Origin of the sequence: Pseudomonas sp. OG7 (assembly GCF_014192825.1) — a bacterium.
In the GTDB taxonomy this organism is placed as follows: Bacteria; Pseudomonadota; Gammaproteobacteria; order Pseudomonadales; family Pseudomonadaceae; genus Aquipseudomonas; species Aquipseudomonas monteilii.
In genome coordinates, this window is the sequence record NZ_JACHYK010000003.1 from 508,805 (window position 1) to 524,540 (window position 15,736).

Sequence of the window (15,736 nt, forward strand, 5' to 3'; positions counted from 1 at the left end):
CCTTACCCCGCCCCCACAGGAATGGCTCTGTGCATTTCTCTAGAGACGACCGCCTGCGCTTGACAGTGTCCGGTCACAACCGAAATACTTTGAAACGATTCATATAGATGACCAAATAACAAGGTGAATCGCTCCATGAATACCCCACCAAACAATGTTCATTTGCCGTGTGCGGAACCCCCACCCGCAGGCCTCAGTGCCATTCCTCTCGACGTCGAATCGTCCGCCTTCAAATCCTGAGTGCCGCCAGAGCGCCTGCCCAACCGAGATTCCTTGCATGACTCCTTTAGATATACAGCTGTTGCTGACTGCCTTGGTCAGTGTCCTGGTGTTGGTGGCACTCATTGTGTCGCGCCTGAAGATGCATCCCCTCCTGGCCTTGCTGGTGGTGTCCATCGGCGTGGGTTTCGCTACCCACATGGAGCCCGGCAGCATCGTCTCCCACCTGCTCACAGGCGCCGGAAAGACCCTGGGCGCAGTCGGGGTGGTGATCGCGCTTGGTGCCATGCTTGGCAAAATCCTGGCTGACGCGGGCGTCACCGAGCAGGTCGCGGATGTGATCCTCAAACGCACCCCGGACCGCTTGATTCCGTGGGCCATGATGCTGGTTGCCTTTGTCATCGGCATCCCGATGTTTTTCGAAGTGGGCCTGGTGATCATGCTGCCGCTGATTTTCAGCGTGGCACGCAAGCTGGAAGGCAAGGCGCGCTTCAAAGGCTCGGCGTATGTGTACGTTGGTGTGCCGGTGATTTCAGCGCTGGCCGCCATGCACGGCATGGTCCCCCCGCACCCAGGCCCCTTGACCGCCATTGCCGTACTCAAGACCTCGGTGGGGCCGACCATGCTCTATGGCTTCCTGGCCGCTATCCCTGCAATGATTCTGGGCGGCCCGCTGTATGGCATGTTCATCTCGAAGCGTATGAGCACGCGGCCTGATCAGGCATTGCTGGACCAGTTCACCCTGACTGAAAAAGCCGACAACCAGCCCCGCCCCGGCGTATTCATCGGCATGCTGGCCGCGCTGCTGCCGGCAATCCTGATGCTGGTGCATGCCGTTGCCGAGATGCTGCTGCCCAAAGGCAACGCGCTGCTGGAAATGGCCAGCTTCCTGGGCAACCCGCTGATCGCCATGCTGCTGGGCGTGCTGTTCGCCGGCGCCAGCCTGGTACTGGTGCGTGGCGGCGACGCCGAACAGCTGCGCGATGCGTTGGGCAAAAGCCTCAAGCCTATCGCCTCCATCATCATGATCATTGCCGGCGGCGGCGCCTTTCAGGAGATGCTGACCAGCGCCAAGGTGGGTGATGCCATTGTGCACCTGACCCAGCAATCGGCGTTCCCGCCCTTGATCCTGGGGTGGTTGATCGCGATGTTGCTCTCGGTGTCTACCGGTTCCGCCACGGTGGGTATCGTCGGGGCTGCCGGCTTGCTGGCACCGCTTGCGGGGGCAGACCCTAGCCTCAACCTGCCGTTGCTGGCCTTGTCCATCGGCTGCGGGTCGCTGTTCTTCAACTATGCCAACCATGCAGGGTTCTGGATGGTGAAGGAATCGTTCGGCATGACCATGGGCGAAGCCACCAAGACCATTTCGGTGGTGCAGTCCATCGTGGCTTTGGTCGGGTTGATGGTGGTGTTGGTGTTGAATGCGGCGATTACGGTGAGCTGAGCCAGGTTCAAAATGGCCTGACCGCCACAAGAAGACAGTTGCCTCCACAGGCTATACAGGCCGCCCGCGCAAGCACATACCTCAGCAGCTTGCGCGGGCGTTGTAGATACCGTCTTGACCCCTACCCAGCCCAGATCAACCCGTCAGCCGCGCATCTGCCAAAGAATGAAGTCAACTTTCTTCAAATCGGTCAGCTTGCCGTGTTCGGGCACCCGTTCGTTGAATTGCCCTATCCAACCTGCGCATTCAGTGGACGCCAGAAAGGCCTGGTACCAATCCTCCATGTACGCATAACAGCTCTTGGCGTCCTCGATCTTTTTACGGGATTGGTAGGAAGGTGCCTTGCGGTTGATGTTGCGCAGTACATGCGTATCCCAAACCGGCTTTTGCGGGTTCAACGTAGCAACCAGCTTGCTGGAGAACGACGGCTCATAACGCCCGGTAGCCTGGTGCATATGATCGAGAACCTCGGCAAACGTGGGCTTCGATCCCTTCAACTGCTCCATAAGCTGGTAGTAGGCGCCATACCAGGAACGCTCACGCCGCTGCACACGATAGAAGCCGTTATACGCTCGCTGAAACAGTGCGTCAGTCGAAACGTCTACCGTTTCCACTTGGCTCATCAAAGCCAGATACTTCTGGATACCCGGCTTGGCGTTGACAATGGCAGACGTCACATCACTGGTTACCATGGTGTTTACTTCCTCAGATGGCTGACAAATGCCCGGTAGCAGGCGCTTACTGGGTATCGGTTCGGCGAGATCTTGCTTGAGCGAGCATGTCATCAAGCATCTGGATCATGTCGTCTACATCGATTTCTACATACTCATCGCACGAAGCGGCGAGGATCCGTTCCGCGAATTGCGGGCTGTATTCCAGGGCTGCATTTGCAGCGTCGTTGTTGCCGAAGCGGGTGTACCGCCATTGGCCTTCTACCTCTTGACCGATCAGGCGACCCTCTTCCTGCAATGCCAACAGGATCGTCTGAACCTCAGCCTCACCGAGGCTCACATCCGCCTGCATCAACCGCCGGTGCAGCTCAACAGCGTCGATGCCGTCGGCTGCGCTTTCAATAATCAGTGCTTTGACGCTCTCGATGTCGCTCATCGCGGTGCCCTCTTTTCTCCGCCACACCCTCTGCGATGGAGGTGTGAGTGGCATGATCAAGGTCTTTCCCTTGCCAACGAGAAGCATGTTGCACTCCAATAGGGACACTTCTTGTCCGAATTGAAACTAAATGATCAACCGAGCTCATCGCCGTGACTATCTGCGGCAGATTCTTAATGCAGCGGGTAAGCCACTGACCACCGCGAAAGTGCATGCGAAGCTGGTTGCGTGGGTTCGTCGGCATGGGGATGACGATGACGAACAGCATGAAAAAACCACCATCAGGGATTTGAAGGTGCTCGAGGACCTTGATTACGTTCGATCGACCATCAACGAGGCAGATAAACGGAGTTTGCTCTGGTCTGCGGTGGGCCGAAGCCACTCGCTGGTGCTTTCGCCTTCAGACGCCATGTCGCTCTCGGCGATTTTCAAGCATGCCGAACGATTCGGCCTGCAAGCAGCGACTGACGAGTTGAAGGGCCTGCAGGACTACACCGAACGGGTCATGCATGATGGTTCCCGGCGCAAGCTGAACTTCAGCAAGCGCATTACTTCAGGAACGCGGTTCACTGTTTTACAGCCGGGCAAGTACAACGCCAAACACCTTGAGCGCCTGCAAATGGCAATCCTCGAAGGCAAGCCCCTTGAGGTCTGGTACCGCCCGCTCGCCGCCGACGGTGTCGAGTGTGTTTACCAACTCAAGCCACTGGGTTTATCTCACCAGGACTCCAATATTTACCTCTCCGCATATGTTGCCGAAGAGCAGTGGCTCGGCGAAGCACCTGGCCCCGGCGTGCCGCGGGGCAAGTACAGCAGCAACGGCCCCAATAAACTCTGTGCGTTGATGCTACACAGGATTACCAAGGTAGAGCCGGGCAAGCGCATCATCGATGACCCGGAGGGTTACGACATTCATGCTGATGAAGTCCAGAAAGACTTGGTGACCATCCATTCACCAGCACAGAAAACACGCCTTCGGCTAAGCCCCAACCTGTACAACCGGCTTTCTGAGAACCCGCTGGAGAAAAACCAGAAGCTGCTGCAAGACGGGGACAAATGGTTGCTGACCTGCAGGATTCGCGACACCCAAGGGCTACGCTTGTTTCTGATGGCGAACGCTGCCGATATCGAGGTGCTGGAACCTTTGGCCCTGAGGGCGCATATCCATGAAATGCTCACCGTGGCGCTGAAAACCTACGAACGGTGATGAGTTCCTTCCGTGATGGAACTGCCACCGCTCGCGGCCAAGCAAGTTAAGGTGGCAGCAATACGCGGGTTGGCCGACCGGGACGAAAGGAGCCCGGCACACCCGAAGGTGTCCCGCGCACCACCGTCATAAATCAATCTCTCTTTTCCTGACTGCTTTTCCGTGCCCGTGGCGATGCCGGCCTCGACACTTCCTTCATCGCTTTGGCTGCCGCAGGGCTTTTCCCGCGTTTCGGTCCGGCCACCACGTAAGCGTTGGCCAGGGGCGAAAGATTCGCCACCGGCCGCGCAACCACAGCGATTGGCCCACCCGCCTTCAACTGGCCGACAGTGCTGCCGGCGACCGTTGCAGTGGGATCATCTTTGGCAGTCATCACCATACCCATCCGAATGCCAAAGAGACGCAGCACGGCCTCTAAAGTACTGAGCTTCGGATTCGATTTCCCGCTCTCCAGTTCGTACAGGCTTTTCGTGGAGATCTTGCACATGGCAGCGAAGGTCTCTTGGTCAAGCCCAGTCACTTCGAGCCGCAGACGGCGGATGGATATCCCAATTGGATCGAGCCCCGCCGCATTGCGCTTGACGATTTCCTCTACGAGCTGAGCGCGCTCTTCAGGCTGTAATTTTTTCATCGCAGTCCCCACTCCACGAGTCGCTTGTCCAGGTTATTCACGGGTAGAGAGGCTGCATTGCGCATCGATTCAGGAACATCAATCAGCAGATCGGGCAACGCCCTGAATTCCTCAGCCGCATTCATCAACCGTTGCAGTAGAACATCGGGATCCGTGTAACCAATAAGCTCAGCGCAGTTGTCGCTCCAGTTAGAAGACCCCTTACGCTCCGCAGCCCACTTCGTCGTCCGCGTAATACCCTCTTCATCCAGGATCATTGGCGCGAGGTCATAGATTGGGGCCAAACGAAACCTCCCACCCACACGCATGATGGAGGTGTTGCGACCGTGGTTATCGGTGTTCCCTAGAATGCGGTTCAGCAGATCGCGCCGTACATACTCGAACACCAGGTCGTCCACCTCATCCTGCTGGCCGTTATCGACCCATAGACTTACCAGCCGGTGAACCACTTCGACGTGCGCCATCGGATGCGCGTAGCCGGTAATGCCGCAGATCGAGTACACCGACTCCAGCGGTATCCGCTCCACCACGCCATCTACTACCTGGCGATCAAACCGTGGCATCCAGAGGCTTGGCTTCACTGCCTCTTCAAGCGCCAGACCATCAGTGGGAACCGTATCAAGACCGAGGGCAGCAACCGCCTTGTAGTAATGAAACTCTGTTCGCAGGATGTCTTTGTCGCGCTCGCCGCCTCGATTACGCGCGAACTTGATCAGCCAGTGACGGCACGCCTGGTCATCGGGAAGCATCGCATCAGCGTACAGAGCACCGTCGTGTGCTTCGGTCATGACCAGTTTGGGGGCTTGACCGTTGGCACCGGTAGCGCCGCCCAATGCCGCGCCGGTTTCGTAGGCATATTCAAGAAACTCGTTCGTCCTGTACACGACCTCAGCATGCGCGAAAGCCTCGCTCCGATCCGGTTGAAGGCCTTCCACCGACTCCTTGATGCGCAGATGCCCAACAGGGGCCGGCGTGAAGCGTTCTAGCAGGTACAGCTCCAGTTCCACGCCTTCGGGCTTGAGACGCCCGTAGCGGGATTCAAGAGAGTCCTTGGCAGCACCAGAGGGAATGATGTCGTAGAGGAATGCGGGATACCCTTTGACGTCATGGTGGTCCCAGTTCAACGGAAGGTTAACGCTTAGGGCCCGTTCGCAACGATCCTCCATGCGATCAAAGTTCGCGATGATGTAGTCGCTGTCGTATGCGACAAGGCAACGTCCATCAGCCACACGCTCGGGGTTCTCAACCGTGAGCGTCGCTGCATCGCGCCATCCCCCCTCTGAGAAAGCTTGGATCGTGAGTCTGAGCGGCATGGCCACACCATTAATCAGCAGTTTAATGCTGATTATCATAGTGCACACGGCAGGAACCGGCAATATTTTGCTGATTAGAAACGTTGCACGCGAAAAACCGGCACCCCACTACCGATTATGTGTTCACCGCAATTTATCCTCACACAAACGCAACACCCTAAGTCGGCAGGGAGCTGTTGGATTCCGACGGAACGCCATAACGAAAAAACCCGCCAGAAGGCGGGTTTTACGGGGGTTCCAGAGATTTTGGTAGCCTTCGCTGGAACCTGAACTGGTGCGGAGACAGACGGACGGTTGTGGGCCGTGAGGGCCCGGTTTTCGCGGGACTGGAATTTGGTGGATTTTTTGATGTACCTCATAGGGTATCTATAAAAAAATCAGCTAGTTATGGCTTTCTGTGGAATCGAATCAGGAATTGCGGAGGCTCCTCCCACCCACTTTAAATGGTACGTAAGGAACGGCAGAAACCGACCCATAGCGGCCCTTCAGGACGGACTGCTAAGGGCCACAAGACGCGGTTCGTAGTTGTATAGAAAAGCTAAGATTGTTCAAGTATATGGTATCTTGTTTGCGCTCGATCAAGGCGGGGTTTGGCCATCGCTAAAATTAAGCTCGCTTAAAGCATAACTCATTAAAGCGTTGCCGAGACCGCTAGAGAATTAATATCCTCATTGCGAGGAGATAGGAATAGATATTTGAAAAATAGCTCCCTCGGTGCACATACTTTAATTTCTAACTTTTTATCCTGCAATAGTCTCTTGCACTCACTGATGATTTCTTTTGTTGTATTGTGAAGCTCCCTTAAATCGATGAGGGAAGTAAAGTCAGACATGCTGTCATGATAGATCCCGTCCCATTGTTTCTTTGGTGGTGTATAGATTTTTTTGCTGTTCTTGATCATGCGAAAAAAAACTTTTGTTTCGGTTCGACTATTGATGCAGGTTAGACTTCCGTTATGCAGAAGGCCGTGACGCAATGTCACTATGGCCTCTAGGTCGTCAGGCGACTTAAAGTTTGAGTAGCTATCAAACGCTTTTTTTATTCCGTTATTGTAATGGCTTTTTATATCGGTGCGCTGGTATAGGCTACCAATTTGGTCCAGCATGGCAAAGCAGGCTAGCAGTGGGACATACTGTTCTGTACGGGCGTTATTAAACGCTGCGTTTACTGCTTCGTTCAAGTCGTAAATGTTGCTTGAGATATTCCCGTCAGTCAGGCAGTGCCATTTGCGATTTATATCCAGATGAATATTTGCCAGCTCTTCCGTGCTGAGTTGAGAGGTTGACTTTGCTCTATAGCAATCACTTATTTCACCCGAGTTTGACATCTTGAAATCAGCAAATCCATTAATCACTTAAAAGTCCTATATTTTATGGAGTGTTACGTGAACTACTTTTGATTTGCTAGCAGCCATTATGCTTAAAATTTTAGCTGCTAGCTGAGTGTTCCGAAGGGCAGCCGCCCCATAGCCGTCGGTCATTGAGAGCAATTCACGATGTCTGGGGTTAGCTTTCTAGCTCTTTTCACTACATTCTTAAGACCGGTATTGCAGGCCAAGCATTCTGCACATGTCGTCCTGGTATTTCTCAAAGCTTCTCCATTCTATGAGGGCTGTTACATTGCCCGCATAGCTTGTGAGACTTGGATTGTTCAAGTCGAAAGCTGGATCAAGTGCGGAGCAACTATATCCATGTTCTGAGGCCAGATTCGCGAAAACGCTTGCGCTAGCTTTTCGAAGCTGGGGGTCATTGAAGTGAGTATGCTGATTTCGAGCTGCGTACACTATGAGTCCTAAAGGAGTGCTTCGCACTACACGTCCGACACAGAACTTCGCTAAAGACGGAGGGATTTTTGCTGTCCAAGCTTCCAGCACCTGCGTGTTCTCTGAATAAATTTCTAAACCCTTTTCTGCGATTTGCAGTATCGCTCCGCATATAGTGTCGAGAGCAAAAGTCTCAGCTCGAAAAGCTCGCTGGGCAGCTTTCGCTTCCTCTAACGCATCCGCATTCTCTATGCGCCAGGCAGCATACTGGGCATCTTGCTCTGGCCCGTAGGGTAGTCCCGAGACGAAAATGGGCTTTATACCCGCTCTTAAATTTTCGAGGTAACCATCCACAGCCTTGAATAAAAGTCGTACGGCGCTTTCTGTTCTTTCGAGATACTCTTCTGCATGTTTCATTCAGCAACCACTGTCTTGGCCAAAATTTAGTTGAATTTTCTGCGGCCCAAGTGTACTGGAAGCCGATAGCTGTTTGGATGAGTTCTAGAATTTTGGTCGAGACGCAGCGAGTTTCCTGCGTAACTCAATGTCGTAGCTGGTACATTTGGGTCCGCTTGGCGTCGCGCTGACATCCCTGGGCGCAGAGGTTGGGGCCCGCAGTGCCGTTTTTTGCCTCTTACGGAAGGTCGCTTAGGGTCGAAAGCAGCCGGTCACGACTGACCGTAATCGACCCAAACCTGTCCGTCCTGGCGAATCGTGGGTGCAGTGAAATCGGCATCTACCAAGGTGTAAGCTGCATCGCGGCCTGGATGTCGAAGACCCGCAGGGCGAGACCGCTCACGTATACTTAGGTCGCCGGACGCATTCGATGAAAGTACTACGATCATGAACCAGTGCCCTACGCTATCCTTGCAGCTCACTTTAAAATAGCAGGCCGTATTGATGGAAATGCATCCGAAGACGCGAAGAGCTGCTGATAGCGATATTGCTACGTTGTTCCGAACGAAGGAACTGATGCCAGCGCCTAAAGCACTCAAGGAATTTGAAGTAATGGAAAGGCTGTACCGAGAGATCGTAACTCCCAGCGGTGGCCAGGTATATCTCTCCAACAAAGCGAATACAAGTTTTCTGCGCTTGGTGGAAATCGTAGAAATACATCTACCAAGTCGTGACTTGGTTTTGCCTGATGATATTTATCAAACATGCAAACTGGTGTTAGGGCGTATGTATGAACAGGAAACGCCCCTAAAGGATATCGATACCTTTCTGTGCGCAGTGGATGCTGCTATTCAAAGCGATATTGCTACCCGTGTATTTTACACGACTCTCGATGGTTTGAGGCTTGTCGGTGTCAACCAGGTGAGAGTCGGTAAATTGACTGTGCAAACTCCAGATCTAGCAATTCTTCAGAATTGTGTTGCCTACGAATCCATGATTGACGGTGCGTGGGGACGAATGAAAAGCGGGCTCTGGGTTTCTGCTGAGATCACGGGAAGTAGAAAATACGCAGAAAAGCAATTTTTCAAAGACGTCAAAGCTGCGTGCGGTTTACTAGCCGTCACTTTGACAACCGTTCTGGAAAAAGGTGGCTACGCTGTCCGCTTGACGCCCAGCATGGATGGTAGAATTAGGCCGAGCGCGGCGACGTGGTTTTCGATTGAGACCTCATCTCATGAACTATGCACAAGCTCATCTATGCGAGGGTTCCAATCAATCGACCTAGATGATGCTCTCGTCAAGCAATTACACGAGTCCGAATGGTTCGTTGAATTAGCTGAAATCATCCAGCGGAATAGTGGGACTGACGCGGAACACGCAGTGCGTCGCGCCATCTATTGGTTCTTCGATGCACAGACAGACACATCAGAAGAGATGCAACTGGTAAAGTTTTGGAGTTGTATTGAGTGCTTTTTTTCCTTCGAAAACTCGGGCGAGACCACAAATAAAATCAAGCGTGGATTGACCGCGCTGCTGACATTTGGAAGCTACGGCTTTGCAAGCTTAGATAAATGGAAAGAACTTGAAAAGGAGATCGACACACTTTATGAGTTGCGTTCCAGAGCAGTGCATGACGCAAGTCATAGCCATGTATCGGAGCGCGATATAATTACAATAAGCAAATGGGCAGCTTGGGTCATATTGGAAATTGCTGGACTCATCTCGATTGGTTATGAAACCAGGGCTCAAATCAAAGTGCAAATAGATCGCTTAGCTGCAATGCTTCAAAAAGCTGAGTGCCGGCGTGATGCCCTTGACTGAAAGTCTCTCACCGCTGCTTGTCGTTAGCGGTCTTCAGCCAGAGCCTGCTATCGGCCAGGAGCAGACATCGAATGATCTAGAATACCTAGAGCTATCCGTGCTGGAGGAAAACCTATGCCCTTACTTCATAGATACGACTCACTGCTGCTCAAGAAAAGCGTTACGTTGTCGCAACCCTATTCACACCGACTGAGTCAAAGTTTAGCACTAAAGCTTCAACTGCTGTCATCTCTTAGACGGATAAATAAATTCTCGGTGCTAGATGAAATTGCACTACTAGAGAGAACACCAACTAGCCGCTCTACAGGAACCAAAGCAGCTGAAAAATTTAGAGGGCCTATTCTAGGTAGGTTCTGGCATAAGCATTATTGCGATTCAAGACATTTGGCGCAGAACTTTCAAAATAAGTGGTTTGGTGATTACGCACTTAAACACGGCCTATTCAAGGAAAAGCTCCGAGAAATCTTTATGGCTGAAGAGGACGATGCTGACATTGAAAGATATCGCGTTGTTATGGCCAATCGAATATCACATTCAGTTGTTTATGAGGGGATCGAGTCAAGACGAAAGAGGGGAGCACTTACGGGTGAGTGGCTTGTTTATTACATTCATGACGGGCTTAACTATTACCTGGATTTAGCTGACCATTCAGAAATTAAAAACCCTGAAAAATTGTTCGACCGCTTGAAGGACGGATCTGAATGGGAATTTCCATTCGCATTCGAATGAATCGCCTCTGGTTCGATAAATACTTGAGCGACAGTTCTTGGCCGAAAGCTGCCGGTCACGAGGGAACGCTAACGTCTCTCAAATGCCACTGATGAAGAGCAGCTATAGGTCAAGAAGTATCAGTCGCCGACATCGGGTACAGCATCTGGTTGAAACGCTCGCAGAGACGTCGATTCGCACTGCAAAAGCTGGGTCGAAATGCCTCAGGGGCCACAGTTCTGCGGGGCTCCGAGGTGGTGGAGCCCTCTATTATCAGGAATTAATGTCAACGCCCCACCATCAATACCGGAAGTATTATTTAACGGTGAGATATATAGTCTGAATATATACCTCCAAGCTCATGAAGCTGGTCAACTTTCTCACGAGTAAGCTTGGATTGCTTTTCATCTAAAATCGACGCAGCCTGAAGGCCTAAGAAAAAGCCATTCAAGTTTGGCAAAGAAGCATCACGCCCCATTCGGCTCTTAAATGATACAAGCAGATTATAGAAGAGTTTAACTGCCGCGGAATCGTGATTTTCACCCAGGTAGCCTTTGACCTCATCTAGGATCTCATTGGCCAGATCATTGAACGCAGTTTCATAGCGCAACGTTTCAGCGCGCCGCTTTTCAATACTACTCGGACGCTCAGAATGCATTTCGTAAAGAGGAATTAATTCCTCACTAGGCAGGATCGCAGTTAGCCCTCGAATAATTATGGATTTCTTCCACTCTTTTGGTAAGTCCGGAAGATGAGAGTAAAAATCAATAACTCCTTCTGGATAGAATCGCCGTGACCCATTATTCTTGCCAACAACCCCTACAGTTTTTCCGTGCAAATTAACCCATCCATCTATGATCCTGTAACCCTGAAGAGTCGGATGATCAAATAGATAAATTTTGTCCTTCTGCATTTCCATAAAATCTTCTTCCATAACTGAAGGATGGCTTCCACCGCACTTGCAGTGACACGACGTGCCAGAACGCAGGAGTCCGTTGCGGCCTCACTCACTAATTATCAGAACGAAAAACTTTTATCAACCCCGTACTCAACGACCTCACTCCTTGCGGGCGCACTTGCTCCATGCTCAAGAAGCGCACGCTTGATAAGGATTACTCAAGATATCTATAGGGCACATCAGCGGCTTGATCGGTGATTTCCCCCAAGACTTCTAGATACATCCAAGTGACATTTTCCAGCTGAACGCGGCCCGTGTCTAAGGTCCGCCATGGGTCGGTGGCGGCCACTCGCGTCAAATCCGTGCATAAAAAACCCGGTAATTGGCTGGGCTCACGACGGTGAACGCTATGAGGTGAACCTATGCCAGAGCTACTTCTTCGCGACTACTGCCTACCTCAAGCGAGAGCGGCGTACGGTCAATCTTTTAGAGGAGAATCAACGGGCAAAACTTTAAATCTCATTGCATACCTACGTTGGAACTTATGTTTCCGCATATAAATCAAGCTTTAAATTCCTGCACCCGCACCAGCGATGGATTTGGCGTCAATAATTAACTAGTACTACTAGGCGATTTGCTGAATGACAGGTTAAGCATCGGAGGGCAGGTCCTTCCAGCGTTGAAGCCATGATGTGAAATCAAAATCATCCCTGTAGCCAACGATTGCAGTCGCAGTGTCAACTATAAGTCGATCAAGATCCTCAATAACATCTCTGCCCGTTAGAACACCAACAATGGTGCCCCCTGTTCCTGGGCCGCTTGGCTCGTGCTTCGCCCAATGAAACTTATATCGTTCACGAACGTACTGACGAAAATAGGCACTAGCCCCACCTGAACCAAAGTGCTTGTGTGAATAGAACTCTGCCAATCTAAGCCAAAAGAATTCATAGAAGTCCACAAGATCATAGGAAGCCTTCCTCATTTCGATGGTTACGCCTGTGCCCCAACCTGATTGTGCGTTTGCATAGGCCAGCATCTTAATGTTTGGCAAACCATCAAAGAGGCGTAGATCGCTAGGGTCATCGAACGATCTTCTTATATAATCATCTGGAAGCGAGTCCTTCACCTCGGCTGGAACTTGACTTTCTGCGAGCTGATCCTTTCGCCGGTGTAGAAGCACTGCGACAATAGCAAGTACAGTTGCCGTAGCAGCTGACCCAAGCGCAAAGGGGTAGTCTTTAACTGATATAAAATACCAAAGCGCCCCAGTTGCAAAAATCCCGGAGCCCCACCAAGTTATCTGAATAAGCCATTCAGGTACGGTGCGATTCATTATTCCTCACAGTGACTATCAAAAAACAAAGACTTCAGTTAACCAGCCTATCAAAGGCCTGTCTGTATAGCATTGACTTAACTATTGAAATGACTCTCCCAGAGCACTCGCAATATCTGACGCTTGAACGTGCAGACCATACATCGAGCTCGACTTATTTTTGATCTTTCGGATTCTTCGCCCCACCACCACCGGATTTGTCACCCGTAGTTCATGGCGATCTTTCAGAAGCCCCGCATTGATTGACCGAAAGATCCAATTTGGCCGCAACTGACCAGCAACGCAAGTGTCAATTTCTTCAAGGCACACCCTGACGAGCTTGACCAACGTAATCGTCTCACTCGGAGAAAAGGTTGTTGGCGATTTGTCTCCGAAATTCAGACCTGGGATGGCTGAGCGCGCCTCCCAGAATTGCTGAAGACGTGATGCGTCGTGCTTCAGGAGCTTCGAATACTCGGTCGAAAGCTCAGTGGCTCCGTGGATTACGTGGTTTCGCCTTAATCTCAGATATTTGACCGTCCTCAGTAATGAGGGCTCTATTGGCACATTATGCGTCAGCAAATACTGATTCAAGGTCTCATCAATGGGATCAGCCAGCTTAATGGGAGTTTCAGCTATATCTCCCCAGTGCTGTAAAGCAGCCTCAATGAAGAGGAGCAGTTGTTCGACTGCAAATGCGAAGCTCACTCCCAGTGAAGTATTGAGCTGAGCATCACGAAATGACAACAGGCGTGTCATAGGAATGTGTATTCGATCAGCGAACTCGTTGCTTGGGAACACTTCGCTCGTGAATTCAGTCGGACGCAACGCAGCTAGCTCCTGCCAACGAGCAGCGACATCTTCGTGCATAAACAGGGTGAGGCACAATTGGTCGTTGACGCTCGCTAACGCTCGCATGTGAACGTTGCGAAGGGGCGTTTTGGTCGGTAGCGACATTCAGAGTTCTCTTAAATCTTGGATGGTGGCTGGCTTTAGGCTGTCACGAATCGGCAGAGAACTCCCAAGGCTAGAGTCGTAGATTTCAATCGCCCCTGGTTTCGTGGCGCCTCGAACGGCCGCAAAGGGACGATTACGTTCAGTCGTGCCTATCAAGAGCAGTATCCCTCAGAGATTGAACACCCATGCTTTTTGCAAACGACGGGCGAGTAGCCGCACAGTCAGCAGATAGTAATACCGCGTCGCCTCGCTGTGTGCATTTAGGCGATGCTCAAGAAACCAATCCACATGCTTTTTCTGCCAAGCCCAAGGCGTCTGTCGCTGCCAGCGCTCTGAGATTTCTGCTTGGATGAATCTAGCCTGCCGCAAATGGCGTTGTTGTGTGGAGTGCGATCCGGTCAGCACGCCAGCCAAGAACAACTCCATATCGAATGGCTTGTTCATGTCCGCCCTCCAATGTACGCCGCGACCACGTCGATCCGACCGTGCCCAAGCTCGTAACTGATTCGCCTCCGAGCCTTGTGATCAAGCTTCCTATCTACCTGGCAACATTGGCCACCATTGATTGGCGCGGGGTGTTGGGTGATCTGCTCATAGCGCTCACATGCGAACGCTGCACGGAGCTCATGGAAGCCTCTGAGGTTGTATGCATGCAGGATGGCACGCGCAGGGCGAACGACTTCTTGCAGAACATTCAGATAGCTTTCGTGTGGCGCAATCAGGTTGCGGCTACCCGCAGGCGAAACCTGCCGTGCCGACTCGAGCGCACCTTGAACATGGTCGTTCACTGCGATCCAACGGGGCGCCGTCGCGCCGGTGCGACCGCCTTTGGTGCCATCCTGGATGTTGATCCTGCCTAGGTCGTTAGCCTCACGGCTCAGCCGTGGCAAGTCGGCTAGGATGGCCTCACGCAAGCGCATGCCGGTGGCTCGCGCCAACAGAACGATTGCAGCGGCCCGTTGCTGATGATCGCGGCAAAGTACATCGACAATCTGCTTAACCTGTTTGCGGTCTTGGCCCTGTGGCACCGAGTGTCGAATTCCGCTGCGCTGCGTACCCAACGCCTTGCTCGGACTTGGCAGTTTCACATGCTGATCACCGCGAAGCGCTGCCATGGTCCTGTTAACGCTGGATAATCGGTTTTGCGCGGTGCTGACGGCGAGATCACCGCTCTTAACAATGTCGCGCAGATACGCCGCGTAGTCGGCCAATACCTTTCGATCAATCTGCCGCGCATCATTGATACCGGGCCCCTGTTCGGAGCGGCTCCACTTTACGAATGCCCGCCACCGATCACAGTGCGCCTTGACCGTGCCGTAGTGGCCGCCACCAAACATGTCTTTCAGGGCCTGCGGCCCTGCGTAGCTCAATTGCCTGCCGTAGCCAAAATTACGACCGTCGCGCCTACCTACCAATGCCATGTCGATCACCCCATCTTCCGATCTCCAATTCTCGCCCCACGTCATCCCGCCAAGAATGCTGAGTGTTATCAGGGATAAAGGCCCCTGCGACCTGTGGGGATGTCCTTTAACGCGGGACTGGCGGCTCCTTACGACCGGGAGCACGGGCATCTCATGATCTGGCCTCCTGAACACCTTTACCGGTGGGCGGGTGGAGGCAGCACTGGCTGACGAGACCAGCGCCTGAAGATCCTGAGCCATGTGCAAGCAGCAATGCGATGACCGGGGCATGCCTGACTGTCAGTCAGGTGCAGTCCATTCCTGGCCCTGCGGCACCATCATCTACATGGCTGTTGCTGGTGACATCGGCATTTGTCACGCCGATTGTCACGAGGGGGAATGCCGCAAAGCCTTGTGCGATCAGGGCTGCAGCAGTGTTAGAAGTGCCCGTCTCTTTCCACAGAAAGAGACGGGCATAGGTTGGCGCAAAAATTTGGCCATGCGGATAGGTTGCTGCAGTGCAGCGAGGTCCGGTGTATCTGGCGCGCGAGCGCTATATGT

At 52.4% G+C, this 15,736-nt stretch carries 15 protein-coding genes; 4 read left to right on the plus strand and 11 right to left on the minus strand.

Features of this window, described 5'->3' with window-relative positions; all coding sequences use genetic code 11:
* Positions 1-277 precede the first annotated feature (277 nt).
* Positions 278-1,663 (plus strand): GntP family permease, encoded by a 1,386-nt coding sequence (locus FHW75_RS10445; protein WP_183673589.1) that lies wholly within the window; start codon positions 278-280, stop codon positions 1,661-1,663.
* Between the two features lie 143 nt (positions 1,664-1,806).
* On the opposite strand, the gene FHW75_RS10450 is transcribed toward FHW75_RS10445, so the two are convergent.
* Positions 1,807-2,355, minus strand: a complete 549-nt coding sequence (locus FHW75_RS10450) for a hypothetical protein (protein WP_027615770.1) — start codon at positions 2,353-2,355, stop codon at positions 1,807-1,809.
* A gap of 46 nt (positions 2,356-2,401) precedes the next feature.
* Positions 2,402-2,770, minus strand: a complete 369-nt coding sequence (locus FHW75_RS10455; RefSeq protein ID WP_027615771.1) for a hypothetical protein — start codon at positions 2,768-2,770, stop codon at positions 2,402-2,404.
* 130 nt (positions 2,771-2,900) lie between these two features.
* Between FHW75_RS10455 and FHW75_RS10460 the strand changes: the two genes are divergently transcribed.
* Positions 2,901-3,977 carry a YafY family protein gene (locus tag FHW75_RS10460; RefSeq protein ID WP_027615772.1) on the plus strand — a complete coding sequence of 359 codons (1,077 nt, stop codon included), beginning with the start codon at positions 2,901-2,903 and terminating at the stop codon, positions 3,975-3,977.
* 133 nt (positions 3,978-4,110) lie between these two features.
* On the opposite strand, the gene FHW75_RS10465 is transcribed toward FHW75_RS10460, so the two are convergent.
* From FHW75_RS10465 to FHW75_RS10480, 4 genes are all read right to left on the minus strand, one after another.
* Positions 4,111-4,608 carry a helix-turn-helix domain-containing protein gene (locus FHW75_RS10465; RefSeq protein ID WP_183673591.1) on the minus strand — a complete coding sequence of 166 codons (498 nt, stop codon included), beginning with the start codon at positions 4,606-4,608 and terminating at the stop codon, positions 4,111-4,113.
* A complete protein-coding gene (locus tag FHW75_RS10470; RefSeq protein WP_183673593.1) occupies positions 4,605-5,960 on the minus strand; it encodes a type II toxin-antitoxin system HipA family toxin in 1,356 nt (451 codons plus the stop codon). The genes FHW75_RS10465 and FHW75_RS10470 overlap by 4 nt, the downstream gene beginning before the upstream one ends.
* 592 nt (positions 5,961-6,552) lie before the next feature.
* Positions 6,553-7,275: a hypothetical protein gene (locus tag FHW75_RS10475; RefSeq protein ID WP_183673595.1), complete on the minus strand. Its 723-nt coding sequence runs from the start codon at positions 7,273-7,275 to the stop codon at positions 6,553-6,555.
* 180 nt (positions 7,276-7,455) lie between these two features.
* A complete protein-coding gene (locus tag FHW75_RS10480) occupies positions 7,456-8,100 on the minus strand; it encodes a hypothetical protein (RefSeq protein WP_183673597.1) in 645 nt (214 codons plus the stop codon).
* A gap of 483 nt (positions 8,101-8,583) precedes the next feature.
* Here FHW75_RS10480 and FHW75_RS26770 point away from each other — a divergent pair, with 483 nt between their 5' ends.
* Together FHW75_RS26770 and FHW75_RS10495 are read left to right on the plus strand one after the other, a co-directional pair.
* A complete protein-coding gene (locus tag FHW75_RS26770) occupies positions 8,584-9,900 on the plus strand; it encodes a HEPN domain-containing protein (protein WP_260308763.1) in 1,317 nt (438 codons plus the stop codon).
* 114 nt (positions 9,901-10,014) lie between these two features.
* On the plus strand, positions 10,015-10,629 hold the full coding sequence (locus FHW75_RS10495; protein WP_183673601.1) for a hypothetical protein: 615 nt from the start codon (positions 10,015-10,017) through the stop codon (positions 10,627-10,629).
* Positions 10,630-10,927: 298 nt separating this feature from the next.
* Here the strand turns inward: FHW75_RS10495 and FHW75_RS10500 are convergent, their stop codons facing one another.
* The 5 genes from FHW75_RS10500 to FHW75_RS10520 form a co-directional block, all read right to left on the minus strand.
* Entirely contained in the window at positions 10,928-11,527 is a 600-nt protein-coding gene (locus FHW75_RS10500; protein WP_183673603.1) for a hypothetical protein, read from the minus strand.
* A gap of 628 nt (positions 11,528-12,155) precedes the next feature.
* Positions 12,156-12,839 carry a hypothetical protein gene (locus tag FHW75_RS10505; RefSeq protein WP_183673605.1) on the minus strand — a complete coding sequence of 228 codons (684 nt, stop codon included), beginning with the start codon at positions 12,837-12,839 and terminating at the stop codon, positions 12,156-12,158.
* Positions 12,840-12,920: 81 nt separating this feature from the next.
* On the minus strand, positions 12,921-13,775 hold the full coding sequence (locus FHW75_RS10510; RefSeq protein ID WP_183673607.1) for a hypothetical protein: 855 nt from the start codon (positions 13,773-13,775) through the stop codon (positions 12,921-12,923).
* 168 nt (positions 13,776-13,943) lie between these two features.
* Positions 13,944-14,219, minus strand: coding sequence for a hypothetical protein (locus tag FHW75_RS10515; RefSeq protein ID WP_183673610.1), 276 nt, complete (start codon positions 14,217-14,219; stop codon positions 13,944-13,946).
* Positions 14,216-15,196: an integrase domain-containing protein gene (locus tag FHW75_RS10520; RefSeq protein WP_183673626.1), complete on the minus strand. Its 981-nt coding sequence runs from the start codon at positions 15,194-15,196 to the stop codon at positions 14,216-14,218. The genes FHW75_RS10515 and FHW75_RS10520 overlap by 4 nt, the downstream gene beginning before the upstream one ends.
* Positions 15,197-15,736: the final 540 nt, after the last annotated feature.